This window comes from Bradyrhizobium sp. MOS003 (assembly GCF_003020125.1).
GTDB lineage: Bacteria > Pseudomonadota > Alphaproteobacteria > Rhizobiales > Xanthobacteraceae > Bradyrhizobium.
In genome coordinates, this window is sequence record NZ_PYFW01000008.1 from 241,691 (window position 1) to 263,109 (window position 21,419).

Below are 21,419 nucleotides of genomic sequence, written 5' to 3' on the forward strand. Positions count from 1 at the left end.
AAGGATGAGGCGATGATTGATCCCGAACGCCACGAGCCGGCCGCACCGCGCTTGCGCCCGGTCGTTCGCGCCATGATCTGGGCTACGGTACCCGTGCTGCTGCTGGTGCAATTGCTCGCCTCGACCGGCATGGAGGCTTCGAGCTTCTGGTCCCAGATCAGTCAGCTCGACGCCCACATGGCCCGGGTCGCCGAGAGCCGGGCCGAGCTGATCGCCGAGCCGCTCTGGAAGATGCGCTACGACCAGGTGACGGGCGTGCTCAACGAGATCATGAACGACGAGACCATCGCGGGAGCAACCGTCTATGACGATACGGGCGCAGCGATCGCCCGCGTGGTGGCGCGCTCCGAAGACCATTCGATCGCAGAGATCTCGCGCCCGGTCCATTACAGCAACGGCAACATGGCGGTTCAGGCCGGCCGTATCGTGATCGCCTATTCCTATGCGGGGCTTTACGCAGGCGCGGGCAGCCGGATGGTGCGCCTGCTGGTCGTCGGCCTGCTCGCGACGTTCGCGACACTGATCGCGATGCGGATCTCCGCCAACATCTTCATCGGCAGGCCGCTCGCGGCCATGATGTCGGCGATCCAGCGCAGCAAGCAGGACGGCCGGGCCTATCCGGCGGACGTCAAATCCTCCAACGAATTCGGCCAGCTCGCGCGCGCCTTCAACGCGATGCAGCACACGACATCGGGCGCGCTCGACCGGCTCGGGCACATGGCCGGGCACGATCCGCTCACGGGACTTCCCAACCGGCGCTCCCTGACCGAGCGGCTGGCCGTGGCGAGCCGCGATGGAGGCAGGCCGGACGCGCTGGTCGCGTTCTGCTTCATCGATCTCGACGACTTCAAGGGCATCAACGACACTTTCGGCCACGAGGCCGGCGACAATTTCCTGGTTCATATCGCCGAGCGCCTTCGCGGCGCTGTCGAAGCGGAGGACTGGGTCGCCCGGCTCGGCGGCGACGAGTTCGTCGTCATCCGTCCCGAGGTCGGTCACGAAAAGGCGGCGTACGCATTCGCCCAGCAGGTGCTGGACGCCATTTCCGAACCGATCCGGCTCCACGACAAGCAGGTCGTGCCGCGCGCCAGCATCGGCCTTGCCGTGCGCCGCGCCGACGATCCGGAGCTGTCGCATCTGCCGACGCTGGCCGACATCGCGCTCTATCACGCCAAGAGCAAGGCGCCCGGCACGGTCGCTGTGCTGGACGAAGCGCTCCAGCGCGATTACCGCCACGACAGGGATCTCGAGCTCGCCATTCCCGCGGGCTTTGCCGAGGGACAATTCGAGGTCTGGTACCAGAGCCAGGTCGACCTCGAAAGCCACGACGTCGTCGGCCTGGAGGCGCTGATCCGCTGGCGCCATCCCGAACATGGCGTGATCGGTCCCGGCGAATTCCTGCCGTTGATCGAACGCAGCGGCAACAATGCGCGGCTGACCCGCTACGTACTGACCGATGCCTGCCGGGCCTTGCAACGCCTGGCCGCGGCCGGCCGGCCGCAGATCCGGATCGCGATCAATCTGCCGCCGTCCGAGCTTGCCGACCACTCGCTCGCCGCCGAGCTGCGTGCGACCTGCGCGCGCTTCGACGTTGCCGCCAGCTCGCTCGAGCTCGAGATCACCGAGGGATCGCTGATCAACAACATCGCCAGCGCCACCGAGACGCTGCATCGCCTGCGCCGCCTGGGTGCCACCATCGCGCTCGACGATTTCGGCACCGGCTACAGCTCGCTCGCTCATCTCAGGCGCTTCCCGCTCGACAAGGTCAAGATCGACAAGGCCTTCATCAGCGAGATTCCCAATAGCGCAGAAGACAAGGCGATCGTCGGCGTGATCGCATCGCTCGCCGGCACGCTGGGGCTCACTTTGGTCGCCGAAGGCATCGAGCGGCCCGGGCAGGCGGCGGCCATGCGCGAGATGGGCGTGAGGTTCGGACAGGGCTATCTCTACCAGCGGCCGCAGCCGCTCGACGCCTTGCTGGAATGGCTCGAGAAGCGGCCGAGGGCCGAGAGCTGCATCGTCACCGACAGCCCGTCGATCGCGCCCGAATTCGCCGCCTGAGCGCAGGCGATTACGGCTGCGTCGCGTTCCAGAGCATCGAGAGACCGGCTGCGATCATGATCGCGTCCATCACCAGGCGGAACATGTCCGGCTTGAGGTGCAGCACGAAGCGTTTTGCGATGAACGCGCCCGACATCAGCGAGGAGCCCGCGATCAGGCCCTTCATGAAGACATCGCCGGTCAGCGCGCCGAAGCGCTCGAAGGTCACGGATTTCGCGAAGTAGAGGCCGAGCGAGCTCGCGGCCTCGGTCGCAAGGAAAGCACCCCTGGACAGGCCGTAGAACAGAAACAGCGGCACGCTGAGAGGGCCGGTGGAGACCACGATGCCGGTGAGATAGCCGATCACGGCGCCGCCGATCGCCAGATGCCAGAGATTGGCCTTGAGGTCGTGCCGCGCCAGCCAGTGCCGCACCGGCACCATCGCAATCAGGAAGACGCCGATGGCGAGATCGACGGCGTGCGAGGGCAGGGCCAGCAGCGTCCGGGCGCCGAGCACGGCGGCCGGAATGCCCGTGACCGAATAGGCCGCGCAGGCCCGCCAGTCGACCTCGCGCCACCAGGCCAGGATGCGCGAGAAGTTCGCCATCACGGACGCGACCGCCATGATCGGCACCGCTTCCTTCGGCCCATAGGCATAGACCAGCACCGGCATCAGCATGATCGACGAACCGGTGCCGACGATGCCTGAGATGGTGCCGGCAATGAGGCCGACGGCGAGGACGAACAGAAAGGCCACGTGCAGGGCTCCAGGAATCGGAGCACTTTAGCCGGACATGGCGCTAAGCGAGAGACGGAATCTTCTCCCGCATCGGCATGCCGGCCTGCGCACCGGGCGTGAGGCACTTTTGGGCCGCCGCTTCGCATCCGACCCCAAGAGCGGTTTGCAACGGAACCCCTTCGTGGATCATCGCCGCAAATGCACCGGCAAAGGTGTCGCCGGCGCCGGTGGTGTCCACGGGCACGATACGCGGCGCGGGCGCGCGCAGGCGGGTTCCGTCCGCTGCGACAGCCAAGGCGCCTTGGGCGCCGGCAGTGACGATGCAGGTGAGGTTGCCGGCCTTCGCAAGCTCCGTTGCTGCGGCTTCGTAATCGGAGCGAGCGAGGCCGATGGCAGCGGCAGCGTCGAGCGCCTCGTGTTCGTTGGCGAGAAGAAAGTCGGTGGCGGCGAGAAGCTCGGTCACCACCTCGCGCGTCATCTTCTCGGGAACGGGTGCGAGATTCCAAATGACGGTGCCGGAGGCGGAATGCGTCCGGCGTGCCGCTGCCAGCGCCTGCGCAAAGGGTATTTCCATCTGAAGCACAAGCACCGTGTCGGCACCGAAGAGCGTCGCGGGAAGCTCGCCGGCATTCGCCGTCATATTGGCGCCGCTGGCCACCGTAATCGCATTCTCGCCGGCCGGATCGACCGTGATGAAGGCGCAGCCGGTGGACTCATCCGCCCTGACGACCAGCGCGGCGTCAACGCCGTTCGCCTGGAGATTCGCGATCGCACTGTCGCCAAACCCATCCCGGCCGACGCGGCCCGCCATGCGGACCTGGCCGGGTGCTGCTATCCGTGCGGCAGCAACGGCCTGGTTGGCGCCCTTGCCGCCGAAATGGCGCTGGTAGGAGGGTGCGAGCACGGTCCGGCCGGGGCCGGGAATGACCGGGACCTGCGCCACCAGATCGATGTTGATCGACCCGAACACCAGGATCATGGCGCGACGTCAGCCTTGCTCGTCCATGATGCGCAGTTTTTCGACGCGGCGGCGGAAATCCTCGTCGGTGGAGAATTCGGCGGAGAGGTAGGACGAGACGAGGTCGACGGCGAGCCACGCGCCGACGATCTGCGCGCCGATGCACATGACGTTCACATCGTCATGCTCGACGCTCTGATGCGCCGAATGGACGTCGTGGCAGACCGCGGCGCGGATGCCCTTCATCTTGTTGGCGGCGATGGAGGCGCCGACGCCGGTGCCGCAGACCATGATCCCGCGCGCCGCTTCGCCCGATGTCACCTTCTGGGCGACCGCCCGTGCGATGTCGGGAAAGTCAACCGGCTTGTCGTCATAGGAGCCGACGTCGACGACGTCGTGGCCGAGCTTGCGGATGTGGTCGATGACGGTCTGCTTGAGCGGCCAACCGGCGTGGTCGGATCCGATGACGAGACGCATGTGATGTCCTTCTTGACCTTGCAATGGCCGTGACAGCCGCACGCGGCCGTCACGGCGTTTGGTTTCAGCTACGCATGTCCGCGGGAAGATCGACGCCGTGGAATTTCTTGTAGATTGCGTTGAGCTTACCGTTCTTGACGTTTTCGGTGATCCAGGCGTTGAGCTTGTCCATCAGGGGCTGCTCACCCTTCTTCAGGCCGATGGCGAGGTCGAAGGTTGCCAGCGGAATCCTGGATTCGAACACGCGCGAAGGATTCTTCACGCCGATCTGGTTGATGATCGTCGCGGACGAGCCGACGCAATCGACCTGGCCCGAGACCGCCGCCGTCACCATGGTGGCGTCGTCGTCGTAACGTGCGATCTTGAGGTCCTTGTCCTTCATGTTGGACAGGGTGGTGTCCTGCGTGGTGCCACGCGAGACGCCGATCGATTTGTCCTTCAGGTCGGGCCAGTCCTTGACGGTCGAGGATTTCAGGCAACCGACGTCGGATTGCAGCGTCGCGTAGCGCTTGGTGAAGTCGATCACCTTGGCGCGGTCCGGTGTCACCGACAGGGTCGAGATGATGATGTCGGCCTTGCCGGTCAGGACGTTGGGAATGCGGGTTGCGCCGGTGGTCTGGATGAATTCAAGTTCGAGCCCCCAGTCCTTGGCGAGCAGCTGCGCCACCTCGACGTCGGAGCCGGTCGGCTTCATGGTGGAATCCATCATGCCCGAGGGCGGAATGGCAAGGTCCGTCGAGATGCGGATCTTCTTCGCTTTCATGATGTCGTCGAGCAGGTCGGCCGATGCCGGTGTCGCGGCCATCATGATGAAACCGCACAATGCGGCGGCAGCTCCCAGCATTATCTTCTTGGTCATCCCTGGTTCTCCTCTCCTTGTTATGATTTTAGGTTTCCCGTCCCCACGAATTGGGTGAGTTCGGGCGTGGTCGGCGACGTCAGGATCGAGGCAGGTCCGGTCTCGTGAACCTTGCCTCGATGCATGAACACGATCCGGTCGGCGATGCCCTTGGCGAAGCCCATCTCGTGGGTGACCATCACCATGGTCATGCCGTCGGCTGCGAGCTGCTCGATCACCTTCAGCACCTCGCTGGTGAGCTCGGGATCGAGCGCGGAGGTGATTTCGTCGAACAGCATCACCTTGGGCTGCATCGCGAGCGAGCGGGCGATTGCGGCGCGCTGCTGCTGGCCGCCCGAGAGCTGCTCCGGATAGGCGTGCAGCTTCTCCTCGAGCCCGACCTGCGCCAGCACCTTTCGGGCGAGATCCCGGGCCTGGGCCGTCGCCATGCCCTTCACCGCGCAAGGCGCGAGCGTGATGTTCTGCTCGATCGTGAGATGGGGAAACAGGTTGTAGCTCTGGAAGACGATACCGACGTCCTGGCGCAGCGCGCGCAAATCGACGTCGGGGCGGTCGACCCGGTGGCCGCAGACGACGATCTCGCCGCCGTCGACCTTCTCGAAGCGGTCGATGCAGCGCAGCGCCGTGCTCTTGCCGGAGCCGGAACGGCCGATCAGCGCGAGCACTTCGCCGCGCTGGACGGCAAAAGAGACGCCGTCGAGCACCCGGAGCGGGCCAAAGCTCTTCTGTACGTCGCGGAGCGACACGATCGGTTCGGATGAGGGGTTCTGCTGCATGTCAGGCTGGTGCAAGGTTGGACCTGCCACGCCCCACCCGCTTTTCCAGCCGCTGGCTGAACAGGGAGAGGGGATAGCACATGGCGAAATAGGTGACGGCGATGATCGCGTAGATGGCGAACGGCTCGAACAGCGAGTTGTTGACGATCTGGCCCGAGCGCATCAGCTCCACGAAGCCGACGACGGATGCGAGCGAGGTGTTCTTGATGATCTGCACCATGAAGCCGACGGTCGGCGGCGTGGCGATGCGGATCGCCTGCGGCAGGATCACCTTCATCATGCGCTGGGTCCGGCTCAGCGCCAGGCCCTCGGCGGCCTCCCATTGCGGCTTCGGCACCGACTCGATGCAGCCGCGCCAGATCTCGCCGAGATAGGCGGCGACATAGAGCGTCAGCGAGGCGCCGGCGGCCGCAAGCGGCGAGACCTTCAGGCCGATGGCCGCGAAGCCGAAATAGCCGAGAAACAGGATGACGAGCAGCGGCGTGCCCTGGATGAGCTGGACATAGACGGCGCTGGCGATCCGCACCGATTTGAGCGGCGAGATCCGCGCCAGCGCGATCACGAAGCCGACGATGCCGCCGCCGATCAGCGCGATCACCGACAGGCCGATCGTCCAAAGCGCGCCTTGGCCCAGGAACATCAGATGGTTGATGTTGAGATGTCCGCCCATGGTCATCTCACAGCGGCGTGCCGAGCCGGCGACGGCGCGGGAACAGCACGAGGCCGAGGCCCCAGAAGCCCGCGCGCATCACCAGCGACAGGATGATGTAGAGCACGGCGACGATGATGTAGGTCTCGAAGGCGCGATAGGTGTCCGACTGGATGTAGTTGGCGACGGCAGTAAGCTCTTCTGCCGAGATCTGCGAGCAGACCGAGGAGGCCAGCATCAGCAGCACGAACTGGCTGGTCAGCGCCGGATAGACCTTCTCGATCGCGGGCAGCAGGATGATGTGCCAGTAGATCTGCAACCGCGACAGCGCCAGGCCTTCGGCGGCCTCGATCTGCCCGCGGGGGATCGCCTCGAAACCGGCGCGCATGATCTCGGCGGTGTAGGCACCGACATTGATCGTCAGCGCGGCCACCGCCACGGTGAAAGCGGAGAGTTTCAGGCCCAGGCTGGCGAGGCCGAAATAGACCAGGAAGATTTGCACCAGCAGCGGTGTGTTGCGGATCGCCTCGACATAGACTTTGCAGGCGCCTGCAATTGCTGCACTCCGCGAGCCGCGGCCGACGGCTGCGAGCGTGCCGATCAGGGCGCCGAGCACGGTCGCGAAGAATGCCAACTCGAGCGTCAGTGCGGCGCCGGCCAAAAAGCTTGGCCAGCGTTCCAGGACTGCGGGAAAGTCGAGTTGGATGCTCATCGTCGGAGGTTCAACCCGTGGTCTGGTTGGTCATGCGGTCGTAAACGCGGAACAGCGCCTGGTTGCCGTTGCTGCCTTCTCCATGAGCGCGGGCGTCGACATATTGGCTGGTCACGAGCGCGGTGCCGGGCAGGGGCACGCTCAGCGCCTGCGCGTGCTCCTGCACGAGGCGGAGGTCCTTGAGCTGCAGATCGATCCGGAAGCCGGCGGAGACGTCGCCTGCGATCATCGCAGGCCCGAGCTTGTCGAGCATCCAGGAGGCGGCGGAGCCTCCGAGCAACACCCGGCGCAGCAGATTGAGGTCGAGGCCCGAAGCTCGGCCGAGCGCCAGCGCCTCGCAGATCGCCTGAATGTTGATGCCACAGATCAGCTGATTGCAGAGCTTGACCGTCTGTCCGGCGCCGGACGCACCGACATGCGTGATGGTCGTGCCCATCGCGCGGAAGAACGGCTCGGCCCTGGCGAAGGCGTCCACATCGCCGCCGGCCATGATCGAAAGCGCGGCGTTCTTGGCGCCCACGGGGCCGCCCGAGACCGGCGCGTCGATGAAGCTGACACCGACCTTTTGCAGGTCGGCGTGGATATTCCGGACCGCGACCGGCGAGATCGTGCTCATGTCGACGATCAGCTTGCCCGGCGGCGGCGACCTCAGCAGGCCTTGCTCGCCGTAGATGGTCGCTTCGACATGGGGTGTGTCGGGCAGCATGGTGATGACGACGTCGGCGCCTTGCGCAGCATCGGCCGCGCTCCTGCCGCGAACTGCGCCATCCTTGACGCTGTCGGCCAATGCGGCCTCGTTGAGGTCGAAGACGCGTACGGCGTGGCCGGCCCCCAGCAAGTTGCGCACCATCTCGCGGCCCATCGTTCCGATGCCGATGAAGCCGACGCTGCCCTTGTCATTCCGTCCCATGTCGTCAGTCCGTTTCTTGATTGATTGAAGTCCTGGTCCCTTGGCCGGCCTGCCATCAGCCCGAGGCGATGGTCCTGTCGATGTCGCCGACGATGGCGCGCCTGCGGTATTCGTCGCCGATGGCAAAGTGCTTGCGCAGCGTCGCGTCGGCGCGCTCGGGGTCGCGCGCGATCACGGCGTCGAAGATGCGGCGGTGGTCGTCGATCAGGTACGTCTTCATCGACGGGAAGGCCTGGACCAGCTTGCGCCGGCTGCGATGCGAATGGGTCAAAAGGCCCGCCAGCGAACCGTGCAGCACGGTCAGCGTCTCCGAATGCGACGCGATGACGATGGCGCGATGGAATTCGAAATCGGCCATGCCGCCGGCATCCGCCTCGTCGATCGTCTCGCCGATTTTCGCGAGCGCGCGCTGCAGGCGTTCGAAATCGGCGATGTTGGCGCGCTCGCAGGCGAGGCGGATGGCCTGGCATTCGATCGCGACACGCGCCTGCATGACGTCGTCGAGCATGTCCGCCTGCTGGGCGAGCGCGAAAGTGAAGAAATCATTCAGCACGGAGACATCCGGCCGCGTCACCACGGTGCCGATGCGGTCGCGGATCTCAACGATGCCGAGCACGGTGAGGGCGCGCAGCGCCTCGCGGACGATCGGCCGGCTGACGCCGAGGAGCGTGGCCAGCTCGCGCTCCGAGATGAGGCGGTCGCCCGGCTTGAGCGAGCCCGCAAGGAGCCGCTCGCGCAGAAAGGCGAACACCTTCTCGAACCCGGTTTCGCCGTCGGCGGTTCTCTTGAGTTCCATCCCGGTCTCGTTGGTCTGATCTTGGTCAGACCAGTATGCTAACCACGGCGGGGCGGTCAAGGGGCTATGATCGGTCGCTAGGGCGCAGCGCCACCGCTTATCACCAACGTGCAAGCCACTGAGCTGGCCACACTGGCTGCGGCCGCGGCCCGCGAATTCGCCGTCGATCCGGCCCTGTGGCCGGTCGAGGCAAACTCTCGGCCGCGACCGGCATGCCGGTCGCGCTCTGCCTTGGCTCCAAGGGAGGCCGCCGGCCAGCTAGCCGGGCAGTGGCGCCTCCGCGACATCGAGCAGTGCGCCGAGACCCTGGCGCAGGCGGCGCGTCGCCGCATTCTCGGTGGCAAGGCCAAAGACGACGAGCGATCGTCCTGTCACCTCGTAGGCGTGCCCAAACTCGAAGGAAGGCATCTGGACATCGGGCTGATTGGTGTCGATCAGCCCGAGCCAGCGGCTTCCGTCAGTGACGGGCGGCAGGACGAAATTCACCACGTCGTAATGGGCATTGTAGATCAGAAGCATCGTTGCGTCCGAGCCGCGGCGCTTGATGCCGGTTTCTTGGGCGCGTCCGTCGAGCAGCATGCCAAAGCACTTGGCATTGCCGTCCTGCCATTGCTCGCTGCTCATTTCGTCGCCGGAGGGCGACAGCCATGTCACGTCCTTGACGTCGAGCTCTTCATTGTGGGAGCCGACCAGAAAGCGGCTGCGATAGAGGATCGGGAAAGCCTTTCGCGTAGCGATCAGCTTGCGCGTGAACTCACGGAGGTTACGGCCGTTTGCCGTTATCCCCATCCAGTCGAGCCAGGCGGTCTCGTTGTCCTGGGCATAGGCGTTGTTGTTGCCGTTCTGAGTGTGCCCGAACTCGTCACCCGCAAGCAGCATCGGCGTGCCGTGCGACAGCAGCATGGTTGCCAGCATGTTGCGCTTCTGGCGTTCGCGTAGCGCGATGATCTCGGGATCGTCCGTCGGGCCTTCCGCTCCACAATTCCAGGAGTGGTTGTTGCTGTGACCGTCGCGATTGTCCTCCCCGTTCGCCTCGTTGTGCTTCTCGTTGTACGAGACGAGATCGTTGAGGTTGAAGCCGTCATGCGCAGTGACGAAGTTGACGCTGGCCCATGGCCGCCGGCCGCGCTTGTTGAAGAGGTCCCCGGATCCGGACACCCGCTTGGCAAAGTCTGCGAGCGTGCCTTCGTCACCCTTCCAGAACGCACGCACGGTGTCCCTGAACTTGTCGTTCCATTCGGCCCATCCGGGCGGATACTGGCCGACCTGGTAACCGCCAGGACCGATGTCCCAGGGTTCTGCGATCAGCTTGACGCTGGACAACACCGGATCCTGACGGCAGGCGTCGAGGAAGCCGCCGCCTTCGTCGAAGCCGTAGGGCTCGCGCGCGAGGATGGTGGCGAGGTCGAAGCGAAAGCCGTCGACCCGCATATCGGTCGCCCAGTAGCGCAGGGAATCCGCAACCAGCTGGAGCACGCGGGGGTGCGAGAGGTTCACCGTGTTGCCGGTGCCGGTATCGTTGATGTAGTAGCGCTTCTTGTCCGGCAGCAAGCGGTAATAACTGGCGTTGTCGATGCCCTTGAACGACAGGGTCGGGCCGAGCTCGTTACCTTCCGCGGTGTGATTGTAGACGACGTCCAGGATGATCTCGATACCGTGGGCGTGGAACTGGTTGACCATTTCCTTGAATTCGTTCGCGAACGGCGTCTTCATGTAACGCGGCTCTGGGGCGAAGAACGCGATGGAGTTGTAGCCCCAGTAATTGCGCAGGCCTTTATCGACCAGGTAGCTGTCGTCAACGAAGGCGTGGATCGGCAACAGCTCTGCGCTCGTGATTCCGAGTGAGCGCAGATAGGCGGGGATTTCCGAATGCGCGAGCCCCGAGAACGTGCCGCGGTCGGCTTCAGGCACCAGTGGATGCTGCTGAGTAAAGCCTTTGACGTGCATCTCGTAGACGATCGTCCGCTCCCACGGCACTTCGGGCTTGCGCGACGCGCCCCAGGTGAACGCGGGGTCGATGACGCGGCACTTCTGCATGAGTCGTGCGCTGTCGCGCTCGTCGAAGGAGAGGTCCTTGTCGGCGTGATCCAGCTGGTAGCCGAACAGCTCGGGTCCCCAGCGGAGCCGTCCAACCAGCTGCTTGGCATAGGGGTCGAGCAGGAGCTTGTTGGGATTGAAGCGGTGTCCGGCGTCAGGCTCATAAGGCCCATGGACGCGGTAGCCGTAGACGGTGCCCGGGCGGGCGGAGGGCAGATAGCCGTGCCAGACCTCGTCGGTGTATTCCGGAAGCTCGATCCGTTCGAGCTCGGTCTCGCCGTCGTCGTCGAAAAGGCAGAGCTCGACCTTGGTGGCATGGGCCGAGAACAACGCGAAATTGACGCCGAGGCCGTCCCAGGTCGCGCCAAGCGGAAACGGTTTGCCCTCGGTGATCCGGGTTCGTCGAAGGCTCGACGCCGCCCGAGTCAGGGCGTCGTCGTGTTTTATCTTCTGGTCCATGCTTGCCCCCAATGAAAACGCGGTTAGGAAATCGGCGCTGTTGCTGTCACTTCGGTTGCTGCCTGCTCGGATGCCGATGCCGAAGCGATCACGGCTGCGGGAGGCACCTCGGCCGGCTTGGGCAGCTCGACAGCCCGCTGTTTGGCCGCCTCCTTGCTGATCGCAGAGATCGAATTGCCGATCCGTCCGACAATTGCGGTCAGTTCTGTCTCGGAGAGGCCCAGTCGCTTTCTGACCAGGCGCATCTGCACGCGGTCGGTCAGGTCCAGCTTGTTGCGGATCGGCTTCGGTGTCGAGCGGCGCATGGCGAACTCCCGTGTTCACTGGCAACCGTGGCCCTATGATCTTGTTCCAGTGCCCGCGGTCGGCTTCAGCCCGCGCTCACCGCGCTCGGGTCCGGGCTGACGGTAGGTACCGGCATCCGGATTGCTTCTTCGCCCGCAGGGATCGTCAGTACGTCTAGCTGCGGCGGACGCCTCAGCGCCGGCAAGCGGCGATAGGCGGCGAGATAGTCCTTGGCCATGCGCTCGGCGGTGAAGCGTTGCTCGAACTGCGCGCGGATCGCATGGCGCTGGAGCGAGCCGATCGAATGTGCTGCGGCAACCGCCTCGTCCATTGTGTTCACGACGAATCCGCTGACGCCGTGGTCGATGACCTCAGGCACAGATCCGTGGGCGAAAGCGATCACGGGCGTGCCGCATGCCATGGCTTCGATCATGACGAGGCCGAACGGCTCCGGCCAGCAGATCGGAAACAGAAGCGCGCGGGCATTGCCCAGGAAGTCGGCCTTCTGGAATTCGTTGATCTCGCCGATGAACTCGACATTCGGATGGGCAGCCACCATCGGCGCGATGACCTGATCCCAATAGCATTGGTCGGCGGCGTCGATCTTCGCGGCCATCTTCAGCGGGACGCCGGTTCTGGCCGCGATCTCGATCGCCTTGTCCGGCCCTTTTTCCGGCGAAATGCGGCCCAGGAAGGCAAAATAGTTGCCGGACGGCTCGGGCCGGAATGTCAGGACATTCTCGGGCAGTCCATGAAGCACGGTGCCCAGCCAGTTGACGGGCGGCATCGGACGACGCTGCGCATTCGAGATCGAGACCAGAGGCGCGTCGGGGAAGGCCGAGTAGAACGGCATCAAATCGGGCAGGTCGAGCCGCCCGTGCAATGTGGTGAGGATCCGATCCACATAGGGCCGCATCAAGGGATAGTGCAGGTGATCGATGTGGAAGTGAAGCACGTCGAATTCGTGGGCACGATGCGCCACCCTGTCCAGCATCATGACGTGATGGGGCGTCATGTCCTTGACACCGGGATCCAGACGCAAGGCCATCTTGGAGCAGGGTACCAGTTCGGCCGATGTAATCGAATCCCCGCTCGCGAACAGGGTCACCTCGTGGCCCTGTCGTACAAGTTCTTCAGTAAGGTAAGAGACGATCCGCTCGGTGCCGCCGTAAAAACGCGGAGGGCAACTTTCGACCAGTGGAGCGATTTGCGCGATCTTCATGGTTCGTCCCCCCGATGCCCGCTAGATCGATGATTTGTAGAGCGCGGCGTAGGATTTGGCCGACTGGCTCCAGTTGAAGGCCTGAGCCATCGCGGACCTGCGCATGTGGTCGAGGCGATCCTTCATGCCGAAGGTCGAGAAGGCCCGGCAGAGGCTTCCTAGGAAGCCCGGCGCCGATACATGGTCGAACAGGAAGCCGGTCTCGCCGTCGACGATGGTCTCGGCGAGGCCGCCGGTGCGATGGCCGATCGGCAGGGAGCCGAAGCGCTGGGCATACATCTGGCTCAGCCCGCATGGCTCGAAGCGCGACGGCATCAACGTGTAGTCGCTGCCGGCGAAGATCTTCCGCGCCTCGGCATCGTCGAAGCCGATCTTGACGGCGATGGAGCCCGGCGCGCGAGCCTGTGCCTGCAGCAGGGCCTGCTCGAACCGCGGTTCGCCCTTGCCCGTGACGACGATCTGGCCGCCGGCATCGACGATGGCTTGCGCGCTTTCGATGACGAGGTCGACACCCTTCTGGTGCACGAGCCGCGCGACGAGGGCGAACAGGGGGCCACGGGAGACCGCTAGCCCGAACTGATCCCTGACATCGTCGGCATTCATGGAACGTTCGGCCCAGTCGCCGGCCCCGAACGGCTGGAGCAGCGATGAGCAGGTTCGCGGATCCCAGCTCTCGTCGATGCCGTTCAGGATGCCGGACAATTGGTTGCGCTCCGCTCTCTGCCTCAGGAGGCCTTCGAGACCGCAGCCGAATTCGGCGGTGGTGATCTCCCGCGCATAGGTCTGGCTGACGGTCGTCAGGTGCGAGGCATAGACCAGACCCGCCTTGATGAAGGACAGGCGGTTGTAGAATTCGACGCCGTCGATGTTGAAGCTGGCCTCGGGAATCCCGAGCGGAGCGAGAGAGCTGCGGTCGAAGACACCCTGATAGGCCAGATTATGGATCGTGAAGACGGTCGGAATGTGCGCGTAGTGCCATTCCAGATAGCCGGGGATCAGCGCGCATTGCCAATCGTTTGCGTGAACCAGATCGGCCGACCAATCCTTGTCGACCAATCCCCTGGCAAGCTGCGCGGCCGCGTAGGAGAAGGTCGCGAACCTCACATTGTTGTCGCCCCAATCCGCCCCGCTGCCGTCGGCATAGGGCGTGCCGTCGCGCTCGAATAGCTCCGGACAGCGTACGACGTAGTAGGCCAGACCGTCCGCGGTGTGTCCGAGATCAACGTCGAACGCCGGCAGGGCAGCAAACGGCGGGCCTCGACCCACGGTCTTGAGATCGCTCAAGCCGCGCAGGACCGCCGGATAGCCTGGAATGATGACGCGTACGTCAGCAAAATCTCGCAAGGCGCGCGGCAGGGCCGCAGAAACGGCGGCAAGTCCGCCAACTTGAATGAAGTCTGATACTTCAGGCGTCGCGAACAGGATCCGCATTCGCTATGCCCACCAACCGGGACAATAGTGGTCTTTGCCAACCATCTTCGAATTCCAAGGGCGCTTCCTCAGTGAAGCGCTGTTCCTTTGAATTCTGCGATGCAACAAAAGTTCCTAAGCTCCGCCTGCGACTGAGCTTTTTTTGTCGTTGAGTGTAAAAATGTACACAAGTGAGCCGCGTCGTCCTCCCGCGCATCTTTGGCGGAACGGGTGAAGAAATGTGGACGCGCGCACGGCTGTTGCGAGGAACGAATATACGAACGTCAGCTTTCCTGTCCCCAGGCATCCTTAAGTACTCGTGACGGCTCGCCCATGGCACTTCACTCCCGGGCATGCCGTTCTCCGAGCATGCAGGCGAAGGCAGACGAATTTGATTCAAAGATTGGGACTTGCCGGCCAGGCTCGGCGCCACGGTGCTCACATCGTCGATCATGGGGTCAGCTTCAACCTGTGGGCCCCGTCGGCCCGCTCGGTGGAATTGCTGGAGGCCGGCCGACCCCCGCAACGGATGTCGCGCGATGACGACGGCTGGTATCAGCTGCTCAGCCCGACCGCGCATGCCGGCACGCGCTATCAGTTCAGGATCAACGAGGACCTGATCGTCCCTGACCCGGCCTCCTTCTTCCAGCCGGATGATGTCGGCGCACCAAGCGAAGTGGTCGATACCGCTACGCTGCGTGATGCCGTTGTTTATCCGGGGCGTGCATGGCCGGAAGCCGTGATCTATGAGCTGCACGTCGGCACCTTCAGCGAGGAGGGAACCTATGCGGGCGTCGAGAACCGGTTGCCCTATCTGCGCGATATCGGCATCACCGCGATCGAGCTCATGCCGATCAACGATGTCCCCGGCCGGTACAATTGGGGCTATGACGGCGTTCTGCTGAATGCGCCCAATGCGCGCTACGGCAGGCCGCAGGATCTCAAGCGGCTTTTGCGGGCAGCTCACGCGCTGGACATCATGGTCTATCTCGACGTGGTCCATAACCATTTCGGGCCGCAGTTGAATTATCTGCACAGCTACGCGGAGAATTTCTTCACCCAGCGTCACACCACCGGCTGGGGGCCTGCCGTCAACCTGGAGGGACGAGACGGCGCCTTGGTGCGCGAATTCCTGATCGAGAACGCGCTGATGTGGCTGCGCGACTACGGCTTCGACGGGCTGCGCTTCGATGCAGTTCACGCGCTGAAAGACGATTCCGAGCGGCACTTTCTCGCCGAGCTTGCCGAGACCATCCGCCACGAATTGCCGGGCCGGCGCGTGCATCTGATGCTGGAGAACGAGGCCAATCAGGCGCATCTGCTGGATCGCGTGGAAGGACGTCCGAGACATTACGACGCCCAGTGGGGTGACGATTTCCACAATGCGCTTCATGTCCTGCTGACGGGAGAAGACGAGGGATATTACCGCGCGTTTGCGGACAAGCCGCTCGAACATCTTGCGCGATCGCTCACCGAAGGCTTTGCCTACCAGGGCGAGGTCTTCGCGCTTCATAACGAGCCTCGCGGCGAGCCGAGCGCCCATCTGCCGCCGGACGCCACCGTCTTCTTCGCCCAAAACCACGACCAGATCGGTAACCGGGCTCTAGGTGAGCGACTGTCGACATTGATCAGTCCGGACAAGCTTGGCCAGGCGATGGCGTTGGTTCTGCTCAATCCGCATATTCCCATGCTGTTCATGGGTGAGGAGGCGGCCGTCGAAACGCCGTTCCTGTTCTTCGCAGACTGGACGGGAGAAGCCGCCGAGTTGACGCGGGAAGGGCGGCGCAAGGAGTTCTCGCACTTCAAGTCATTCTCGACGCCTGAAATGCGCGCCAGAATTCCGGATCCGTGCGACGAGAGGACTTTTCATGCCTCGAAGCTCGACTGGAACGACATCGATCGGTCTCCCCGCCGTGCGCAGTTTCGAGCGGTGACGTCGCGGCTGCTGACGATCCGGCGCGAGAAGATCGTGCCGCTGATCGAACAAGGTTTCGCCTCTGCGCACCGCGAACTGCTCGGCGATCATCCGCGTCAGGGCGGGATAGACGTGCGCTGGCAGACAGAGAAAGGAGACACTCTGCAGATTGTCGCTAACTTTGCCGACCGGCCGCTACCCATGCCGAAGCTGGTGGCGGGCGAATGCCTTTGGCGGGGAGGGCCGGCGCAAGAACAAGCGCTCCTGCCGGGCGACATCATTGCCCGGCTTGGTCAGCCATGACCTTTCACAGCAGCATCGATCGCGCCTGTCTCGACCGGACCCGGTGCGCGAACGCATGCTCCCGGTTGCAATTGGCTGGGCAAATCGCGATCATGAGGCGGTGACCCTGTTGTCCCTCAGAAGCGACGTCCGGCGGCTGTACGAGGGCGCTACGCCAAATGGCGTGCGCTTCCGCTACGCGCTGCTTGCCTTCGACATCGTGACGGTGCTGTTCATCATCGCCACCTCGTTCCTGCATCCCAGCGAGATCATCGAGACGCTCGACGTTCTGTTCGGCATGCTTCTGCTTGCCGACTTCTCGGCGCGACTGCTCGTCGGCCGTCATCCCTTCCGGAAGTTCCGTCAGGTCGCGACCTGGGCTGACATGGTGGCGATCGTATCCTTCCTGGCACCGCTTGCCGGCGAGGCGGGCGGCTTCCTCCGGATCCTGCGAACGCTGGGGCTGCTTCGCGATTACCAGATGCTGGCGAGGCTCCGCATCGATTCTCCGTTTTTTCGTCGCAACGAAGACGTCATCTTCGCTGTCACGAACCTCGCCGTCTTCATATTCGTCATGACCGGCATCGTTTACGAGACGCAGAAGTTTCGTAACGAACAGATCCACAACTACGCCGATGCGCTGTATTTCACGGTGACGGCGCTGACGACGACCGGCTTCGGCGACATCACGCTGCCGGGCACGCTGGGCCGTCTCATCACCGTCGTGATCATGATCTTCGGCGTGACCCTGTTCTTCAATCTCGCCCGCGCGCTTCTCAGTCCCAACAAAGTGCGATTTCCATGTCCGGATTGCGGGCTGCAGAGGCACGATGCCGACGCCGTGCATTGCAAAGCCTGCGGTATACTCCTCAATATTCCCGATGAAGGCGCGACCTGAACGGCCTCACGCCCATTCACGCCGGCGGACGTCACTCATGCCTGACATCGCGCCGGGTGTTTGCCGGGGCAAGGGCAATCTGGCATTCGGGGTGCGTAAGTCATTGAATCGATTGAGGTGTGCTACTGTGCATGGGGTTGTTTTCACGTTTTTTGTCCAGGCAGCCGCTGCTGACAGCATGTTGGCAGCAGGGGCAGGCTACGACCATCTCCTGACAAAACGGGGAGCGGGTCATGCCGATCGAGGCAAGCTGTCATTGCGGTGAAACGGTGTTCGAGGTGACGGAGCCGCCCACGAACGTCACGCGCTGCACCTGCTCGCTTTGCGCCAAGCGCGGCGTGTTATGGGCCTATTACACGCCGGCGCAGTTTCGTCTGCTGTCACCGCCGGACAATGTCGCGACCTATCTCTGGGGCAGCCGCACGGTCAAACACCATTTTTGCGCGAGCTGCGGCTGCGGCACCTATTCAGAGTCGCCGGACTGGTCGACCGGCAAGCCGGATTTCGACAACCCCAAGGTCGCGGTGAACGCGCGCCTGTTCGACGATTTCGATCTGGAGGCCGTGCCGGTCAACATGATCGACGGCAAGAATCTGTGGTGAGCCTGCAAGTACGCGCATGTGTCTGCTGCACGTTCGTGCTCTTGGGGCGATTTCGAAAAGCTGATTTGGTCCGGCCCTGAAAAAGGGCAGGAAGCCATGACGCGTTTTTTTGCGCGAGTGATGCTCGCATTGTGTCTGGCCGTTGCAGCCGGCTTCAATGCACAGGCACAGACCAAGCCGAAGGTGACTTCGCTCGGACCAGACTTCCCCAAGGCCGCGCTGTTCGTCGGCAACAGCTTCTTTTACTACAACAACGGCATGCCCGGGCATCTGACCTTCATGGAGCGGGCTATGGATCCCGCCAATAAGGCTGTGTATCGCAACACCATGGTGACGATCGGCGGCTCCGGCCTCGACTGGCACGACATGGACAACCTGCTGCGGCCGGGCGGCCTCGGCGCATATTCCTTCGACGAGAGAACAACGTCGTCTTCAACAAGCCGGGCCGGCAGTACGACGCCGTCGTGATCATGGATTGCAGCCAGTGCCCGGTCCATCCGCAATTGAGGGATGCGTTCACGGCCTTCGCGAAGAAGGACAGCGAGATCGTCCGCGCCCACGGCATGCGGCCGGTGCTGCTCATGTCCTGGGCCTATGCCGACAAGCCGGAGATGACGGAAGCGTTGGCCGAAGCCTACACGATCGCAGGCAATGCCAACGATGCGCTGGTCATTCCTGCGGGTCTTGCCTTCGCGCGCGTGCGCAAGTTGCAGCCGGAGCTCAATCTCTACGCACCGGACAAGCGGCATCCGAGTCCGGCGGGCACCTATCTTGCGGCATGCGTTACGTTTGCCGCGTTGACGGGCCGTTCGCCCGTCGACAATGCCTACACGATGGGTCTGGATGTCGGGACGACGCAGCTGCTGCAAAAGGCGGCGTGGGACACGGTGCAGGACTATTATGGGCGGTGAACCCGCGTGATCTCGTAGGGTGGGCAAAGGCGCGTCTGCGCCGTGCCCACGATCTCTCTCCTTAATCGATTTAGGGTGGGCACGCTTCGCTTTGCCCACCCTACGGCACCTCGCTTACTTCAACACCACCCACGCCGGCGCGTGATCGCTCGCCCCGTCCTCGTCGCGAATCTTTTTGTCGACGCCGGCCTTGGCCAGCCGTGAGAGCAGCGCAGGACTCAGCAGGAGATGATCGAGCCGCAGCCCCGCGTCGCGCGGCCAGCGGTTCCGCTTGTAGTCCCAGAACGTGTAGATGCGCTTGTCCGGATGCAGTTCGCGGATCGCATCGCACCAGCCCTGCTCGACGAGCGAAGCATAGGCCGCGCGGCTCTTCGGCTGCACCAGCGCGTCCTTGTCCCATGAGCGCGTCGGATAGATGTCGATCTCGGTTGGCGCGACGTTGTAGTCGCCGGCGAGCACCACGGGCAGATCCTGCTTAATGAAGCTCCTGGCGTGGCGCTTCAGCCGCGCGAACCAGTCCAGCTTGTAGTCGAATTTCGGTCCCGGCTGCGGATTGCCGTTCGGCAGATAGATGCTGGTGACGATGATTCCGCGCACGGCGGCCTCGATGTAGCGGGCTTCGAGATCGCCGGGCCTTCCAGGCAAGCGGTCGCGGGTGAGAATGGGCTCTGCATTGCGGGCGAGGATGGCGACACCGTTCCATGTCTTCTGTCCTCGCCACACTGCGCCATAGCCGGCCTTTTCGATCGCGGCCGCCGGAAATTCGCCATCACTTGCCTTCAATTCCTGAAGCGCGACGACATCGGGCTTTGCCGCGCCCAGCCATGCCAACAGATTTGGCAGGCGGCGGTTGACGTTGTTGATGTTGAACGTCGCGATCTTCATGTAGAGCTACCGGCTCCTGCCTTCCGTATCCGGAGATACAATGTCCAAGTTGAACTTTGCCGCCATCGTCGTCGCCCTCGCGTTCTCAGGGGCTGCGTCGGCACAATCGTCCGACCCGCGCGGTGCGTGCAAGGCAGACTATGACAAATTCTGCGCCGGCATCGCGCCCGGTGGCGGCCGTGTCGTGGCCTGCCTCGACGCCAAGCGCGACCAGCTCAGCGTGTCCTGCAAGACGGCGCTCGACGGCCGTAAGAAGAAGTAAGCGGCTGACGACTAGGTGGGCAGCGGCGGCGGCGCCGCGGGCTGCTCGATCGGTGGCGGGGAGGGCGGTTGCTCCGCCGTGCTCGCCGGAACCGGCTTCGTCAGCGGCTCCTCCACATTGCCGCCCTTGTAGAGGCGGGCGTAGCGGTGGCCGAGGCTGGTCAACACCTCATAGCCGATGGTGCCGAAATGATGCGCGAGTTCGTCGACGGTGATGCCTTCGCCGAGCAGCGTCACCATATGGCCGCGCCGCGCCGCGTTCGGCGGCAGATCGGTGATGTCGATCGCGATCAGATCCATCGAGATGCGGCCGGCGACCGGGCACCGCTTGCCGGCGACGATGACTTCGGCACCGCGGGTGCCGTCATTGGAACTGGCGGCGCGGAAATAGCCGTCGGCATAGCCGACTGCGATGATCGCGAGCTTGGTCGGCCGCCGCGCGGTCCAGGTACCGCCATAGCCGACGCTCTCGCCGCGCTCGATGGTGCGGATCTGCACGATGCGCGCCTTGAGGTCGACCACCGGCTGCATCGGATTGTCGGCCTCCGGCGTCGGGTTGACGCCGTAGAGGGCGGCGCCCGGCCGCACCAGGTCGAACTGGAAGGGCGCGCCGAGGAAGATGCCGGAGGAATTGGCGAGCGCCGCCGGCACGCCGGAGAACTCGCTGGCGATGCCGCGGAAGGCCGCGAGCTGCTTGGCGTTCACCGGGTTGTTGAGCTGCTCGGCCGAGACCAGATGGCTCATCACCAGCGTGATGCCGTGATCGCCGGCATTGATGCGCGGGATGATGGCCTGCGCTTCCGATAATGTCAGACCGAGCCGGTTCATGCCGGTGTCGATGTGGATCGCCGCGCCCCCGGTCCAGCCGGTGCGGCGGCAGAACACGTCCCATTCGGCGAGCTCGTTGAGGTCGCCGATGACGGGACGGCAATTGATCTTGGCGTAGTGCTCGCCGGTGTTCTGGAAATAGCCGCCGAGCACGTAGATCGTGGGCTCCGGGACGGCGGCGCGCACCTTGCGCGCTTCCTCGATGGTGGCGACGAAGAAGGTTTTGCAGCCGGCCTTGCTCAGCGCACGCGCGACCTCGGCGGCGCCGCAGCCATAGGCGTCGGCCTTGATCACCGCCGAGCATTCGGCCGGCACCGCGGTCTTCTCGAGCTTGCGCCAGTTGGCGATGATGGCGTCGAGATCGACGGTCAGCACGCCGCCATAGGCAGCGAGCGCGGCAGCCTGATTGGCCTCCGCGGAGAGAAGGCCGGATTGCGAGACGGTTTTCGGGTCGGACGCCATTGTCATGGCGTCGTTTTACGCAAGAGGCAGGTCCTGTTCAAGGAAC

22 protein-coding genes are annotated in these 21,419 nt (G+C 64.0%); 7 read left to right on the forward strand and 15 right to left on the reverse strand.

Translation table 11 applies throughout. The annotated features are described in order from the left end of the window. Nucleotides 1–12: 12 nt before the first annotated feature. Nucleotides 13–2,061 carry a putative bifunctional diguanylate cyclase/phosphodiesterase gene (locus C7G42_RS28520; RefSeq protein WP_502694240.1) on the forward strand — a complete coding sequence of 683 codons (2,049 nt, stop codon included), beginning with the start codon at nucleotides 13–15 and terminating at the stop codon, nucleotides 2,059–2,061. 10 nt (nucleotides 2,062–2,071) lie between these two features. Here C7G42_RS28520 and C7G42_RS28525 read toward each other — a convergent pair whose 3' ends face one another. The 13 genes from C7G42_RS28525 to glgA all read right to left on the reverse strand — a co-directional run bounded on the left by C7G42_RS28525 (nucleotide 2,072) and on the right by glgA (nucleotide 14,350). Next, nucleotides 2,072–2,797 carry a sulfite exporter TauE/SafE family protein gene (locus tag C7G42_RS28525; RefSeq protein WP_106952243.1) on the reverse strand — a complete coding sequence of 242 codons (726 nt, stop codon included), beginning with the start codon at nucleotides 2,795–2,797 and terminating at the stop codon, nucleotides 2,072–2,074. Between the two features lie 43 nt (nucleotides 2,798–2,840). Then, nucleotides 2,841–3,758 carry a ribokinase gene (locus C7G42_RS28530; protein ID WP_106952244.1) on the reverse strand — a complete coding sequence of 306 codons (918 nt, stop codon included), beginning with the start codon at nucleotides 3,756–3,758 and terminating at the stop codon, nucleotides 2,841–2,843. A gap of 9 nt (nucleotides 3,759–3,767) precedes the next feature. After that, complete coding sequence (gene rpiB, locus C7G42_RS28535) at nucleotides 3,768–4,214, reverse strand: ribose 5-phosphate isomerase B (RefSeq protein WP_106952245.1); 447 nt, start codon at nucleotides 4,212–4,214, stop codon at nucleotides 3,768–3,770. A gap of 64 nt (nucleotides 4,215–4,278) precedes the next feature. Next, entirely contained in the window at nucleotides 4,279–5,073 is a 795-nt protein-coding gene (locus C7G42_RS28540; protein WP_106952246.1) for a transporter substrate-binding domain-containing protein, read from the reverse strand. A gap of 20 nt (nucleotides 5,074–5,093) precedes the next feature. Continuing rightward, entirely contained in the window at nucleotides 5,094–5,849 is a 756-nt protein-coding gene (locus C7G42_RS28545; RefSeq protein ID WP_106952247.1) for an amino acid ABC transporter ATP-binding protein, read from the reverse strand. Between the two features lies 1 nt (nucleotide 5,850). After that, the gene (locus C7G42_RS28550; RefSeq protein WP_199581193.1) at nucleotides 5,851–6,519 is read right to left on the reverse strand and encodes an amino acid ABC transporter permease; all 669 of its coding nucleotides are present in this window, start codon (nucleotides 6,517–6,519) and stop codon (nucleotides 5,851–5,853) included. 7 nt (nucleotides 6,520–6,526) lie between these two features. Continuing rightward, a complete protein-coding gene (locus tag C7G42_RS28555; RefSeq protein WP_106952249.1) occupies nucleotides 6,527–7,210 on the reverse strand; it encodes an amino acid ABC transporter permease in 684 nt (227 codons plus the stop codon). Nucleotides 7,211–7,220: 10 nt separating this feature from the next. Then, nucleotides 7,221–8,120, reverse strand: a complete 900-nt coding sequence (locus tag C7G42_RS28560) for an NAD(P)-dependent oxidoreductase (protein WP_106952250.1) — start codon at nucleotides 8,118–8,120, stop codon at nucleotides 7,221–7,223. A 55-nt stretch (nucleotides 8,121–8,175) separates the two neighbouring features. Continuing rightward, complete coding sequence (locus tag C7G42_RS28565) at nucleotides 8,176–8,916, reverse strand: FadR/GntR family transcriptional regulator (RefSeq protein WP_106952251.1); 741 nt, start codon at nucleotides 8,914–8,916, stop codon at nucleotides 8,176–8,178. 258 nt (nucleotides 8,917–9,174) lie between these two features. Then, on the reverse strand, nucleotides 9,175–11,412 hold the full coding sequence (gene glgX, locus C7G42_RS28570) for a glycogen debranching protein GlgX (protein ID WP_106952252.1): 2,238 nt from the start codon (nucleotides 11,410–11,412) through the stop codon (nucleotides 9,175–9,177). A gap of 23 nt (nucleotides 11,413–11,435) precedes the next feature. Further along, nucleotides 11,436–11,717: a DUF3606 domain-containing protein gene (locus C7G42_RS28575; protein WP_106952253.1), complete on the reverse strand. Its 282-nt coding sequence runs from the start codon at nucleotides 11,715–11,717 to the stop codon at nucleotides 11,436–11,438. A gap of 65 nt (nucleotides 11,718–11,782) precedes the next feature. Further along, a complete protein-coding gene (locus C7G42_RS28580; protein WP_106952254.1) occupies nucleotides 11,783–12,919 on the reverse strand; it encodes a glycosyltransferase family 4 protein in 1,137 nt (378 codons plus the stop codon). A gap of 21 nt (nucleotides 12,920–12,940) precedes the next feature. Next, a complete protein-coding gene (gene glgA, locus C7G42_RS28585) occupies nucleotides 12,941–14,350 on the reverse strand; it encodes a glycogen synthase GlgA (protein WP_106952255.1) in 1,410 nt (469 codons plus the stop codon). Nucleotides 14,351–14,732: 382 nt separating this feature from the next. Between glgA and treZ the strand changes: the two genes are divergently transcribed. The 5 genes from treZ (at nucleotide 14,733) to C7G42_RS35935 (ending at nucleotide 18,937) form a co-directional block, all read left to right on the forward strand. Further along, entirely contained in the window at nucleotides 14,733–16,547 is a 1,815-nt protein-coding gene (gene treZ, locus C7G42_RS28590; protein ID WP_106952256.1) for a malto-oligosyltrehalose trehalohydrolase, read from the forward strand. 55 nt (nucleotides 16,548–16,602) lie between these two features. Further along, entirely contained in the window at nucleotides 16,603–17,424 is an 822-nt protein-coding gene (locus tag C7G42_RS28595; protein WP_502694241.1) for a potassium channel family protein, read from the forward strand. 233 nt (nucleotides 17,425–17,657) lie between these two features. Then, nucleotides 17,658–18,026, forward strand: a complete 369-nt coding sequence (locus C7G42_RS28600) for a GFA family protein (RefSeq protein ID WP_106952257.1) — start codon at nucleotides 17,658–17,660, stop codon at nucleotides 18,024–18,026. Between the two features lie 18 nt (nucleotides 18,027–18,044). Next, nucleotides 18,045–18,494 carry a hypothetical protein gene (locus C7G42_RS35930; RefSeq protein WP_245428007.1) on the forward strand — a complete coding sequence of 150 codons (450 nt, stop codon included), beginning with the start codon at nucleotides 18,045–18,047 and terminating at the stop codon, nucleotides 18,492–18,494. Continuing rightward, nucleotides 18,491–18,937, forward strand: coding sequence for an SGNH/GDSL hydrolase family protein (locus tag C7G42_RS35935; RefSeq protein WP_245428009.1), 447 nt, complete (start codon nucleotides 18,491–18,493; stop codon nucleotides 18,935–18,937). Before C7G42_RS35930 ends, C7G42_RS35935 begins: the two co-directional genes overlap by 4 nt. A gap of 114 nt (nucleotides 18,938–19,051) precedes the next feature. Here the strand turns inward: C7G42_RS35935 and C7G42_RS28610 are convergent, their stop codons facing one another. After that, nucleotides 19,052–19,822, reverse strand: a complete 771-nt coding sequence (locus C7G42_RS28610) for an exodeoxyribonuclease III (RefSeq protein ID WP_106952258.1) — start codon at nucleotides 19,820–19,822, stop codon at nucleotides 19,052–19,054. 40 nt (nucleotides 19,823–19,862) lie between these two features. Here C7G42_RS28610 and C7G42_RS28615 point away from each other — a divergent pair, with 40 nt between their 5' ends. After that, entirely contained in the window at nucleotides 19,863–20,084 is a 222-nt protein-coding gene (locus C7G42_RS28615; protein ID WP_106952259.1) for a cysteine rich repeat-containing protein, read from the forward strand. 11 nt (nucleotides 20,085–20,095) lie between these two features. Here C7G42_RS28615 and alr read toward each other — a convergent pair whose 3' ends face one another. Continuing rightward, nucleotides 20,096–21,373, reverse strand: coding sequence for an alanine racemase (alr, locus tag C7G42_RS28620; RefSeq protein ID WP_199581197.1), 1,278 nt, complete (start codon nucleotides 21,371–21,373; stop codon nucleotides 20,096–20,098). Nucleotides 21,374–21,419: the final 46 nt, after the last annotated feature.

Coding starts and splice junctions, on each gene's coding strand:
- C7G42_RS28520 (WP_502694240.1), top strand. CDS start 13: ATGATTGATCCCGAACGCCACGAGCCGGCCGCACCGCGCTTGCGCCCG.
- C7G42_RS28530 (WP_106952244.1), bottom strand. CDS start 3,758: ATGATCCTGGTGTTCGGGTCGATCAACATCGATCTGGTGGCGCAGGTC.
- rpiB (WP_106952245.1), bottom strand. CDS start 4,214: ATGCGTCTCGTCATCGGATCCGACCACGCCGGTTGGCCGCTCAAGCAG.
- C7G42_RS28540 (WP_106952246.1), bottom strand. CDS start 5,073: ATGACCAAGAAGATAATGCTGGGAGCTGCCGCCGCATTGTGCGGTTTC.
- C7G42_RS28545 (WP_106952247.1), bottom strand. CDS start 5,849: ATGCAGCAGAACCCCTCATCCGAACCGATCGTGTCGCTCCGCGACGTA.
- C7G42_RS28550 (WP_199581193.1), bottom strand. CDS start 6,519: ATGGGCGGACATCTCAACATCAACCATCTGATGTTCCTGGGCCAAGGC.
- C7G42_RS28555 (WP_106952249.1), bottom strand. CDS start 7,210: ATGAGCATCCAACTCGACTTTCCCGCAGTCCTGGAACGCTGGCCAAGC.
- C7G42_RS28560 (WP_106952250.1), bottom strand. CDS start 8,120: ATGGGACGGAATGACAAGGGCAGCGTCGGCTTCATCGGCATCGGAACG.
- C7G42_RS28565 (WP_106952251.1), bottom strand. CDS start 8,916: ATGGAACTCAAGAGAACCGCCGACGGCGAAACCGGGTTCGAGAAGGTG.
- glgX (WP_106952252.1), bottom strand. CDS start 11,412: ATGGACCAGAAGATAAAACACGACGACGCCCTGACTCGGGCGGCGTCG.
- C7G42_RS28575 (WP_106952253.1), bottom strand. CDS start 11,717: ATGCGCCGCTCGACACCGAAGCCGATCCGCAACAAGCTGGACCTGACC.
- C7G42_RS28580 (WP_106952254.1), bottom strand. CDS start 12,919: ATGAAGATCGCGCAAATCGCTCCACTGGTCGAAAGTTGCCCTCCGCGT.
- glgA (WP_106952255.1), bottom strand. CDS start 14,350: ATGCGGATCCTGTTCGCGACGCCTGAAGTATCAGACTTCATTCAAGTT.
- C7G42_RS28595 (WP_502694241.1), top strand. CDS start 16,603: ATGCTCCCGGTTGCAATTGGCTGGGCAAATCGCGATCATGAGGCGGTG.
- C7G42_RS28600 (WP_106952257.1), top strand. CDS start 17,658: ATGCCGATCGAGGCAAGCTGTCATTGCGGTGAAACGGTGTTCGAGGTG.
- C7G42_RS28610 (WP_106952258.1), bottom strand. CDS start 19,822: ATGAAGATCGCGACGTTCAACATCAACAACGTCAACCGCCGCCTGCCA.
- C7G42_RS28615 (WP_106952259.1), top strand. CDS start 19,863: ATGTCCAAGTTGAACTTTGCCGCCATCGTCGTCGCCCTCGCGTTCTCA.
- alr (WP_199581197.1), bottom strand. CDS start 21,373: ATGGCGTCCGACCCGAAAACCGTCTCGCAATCCGGCCTTCTCTCCGCG.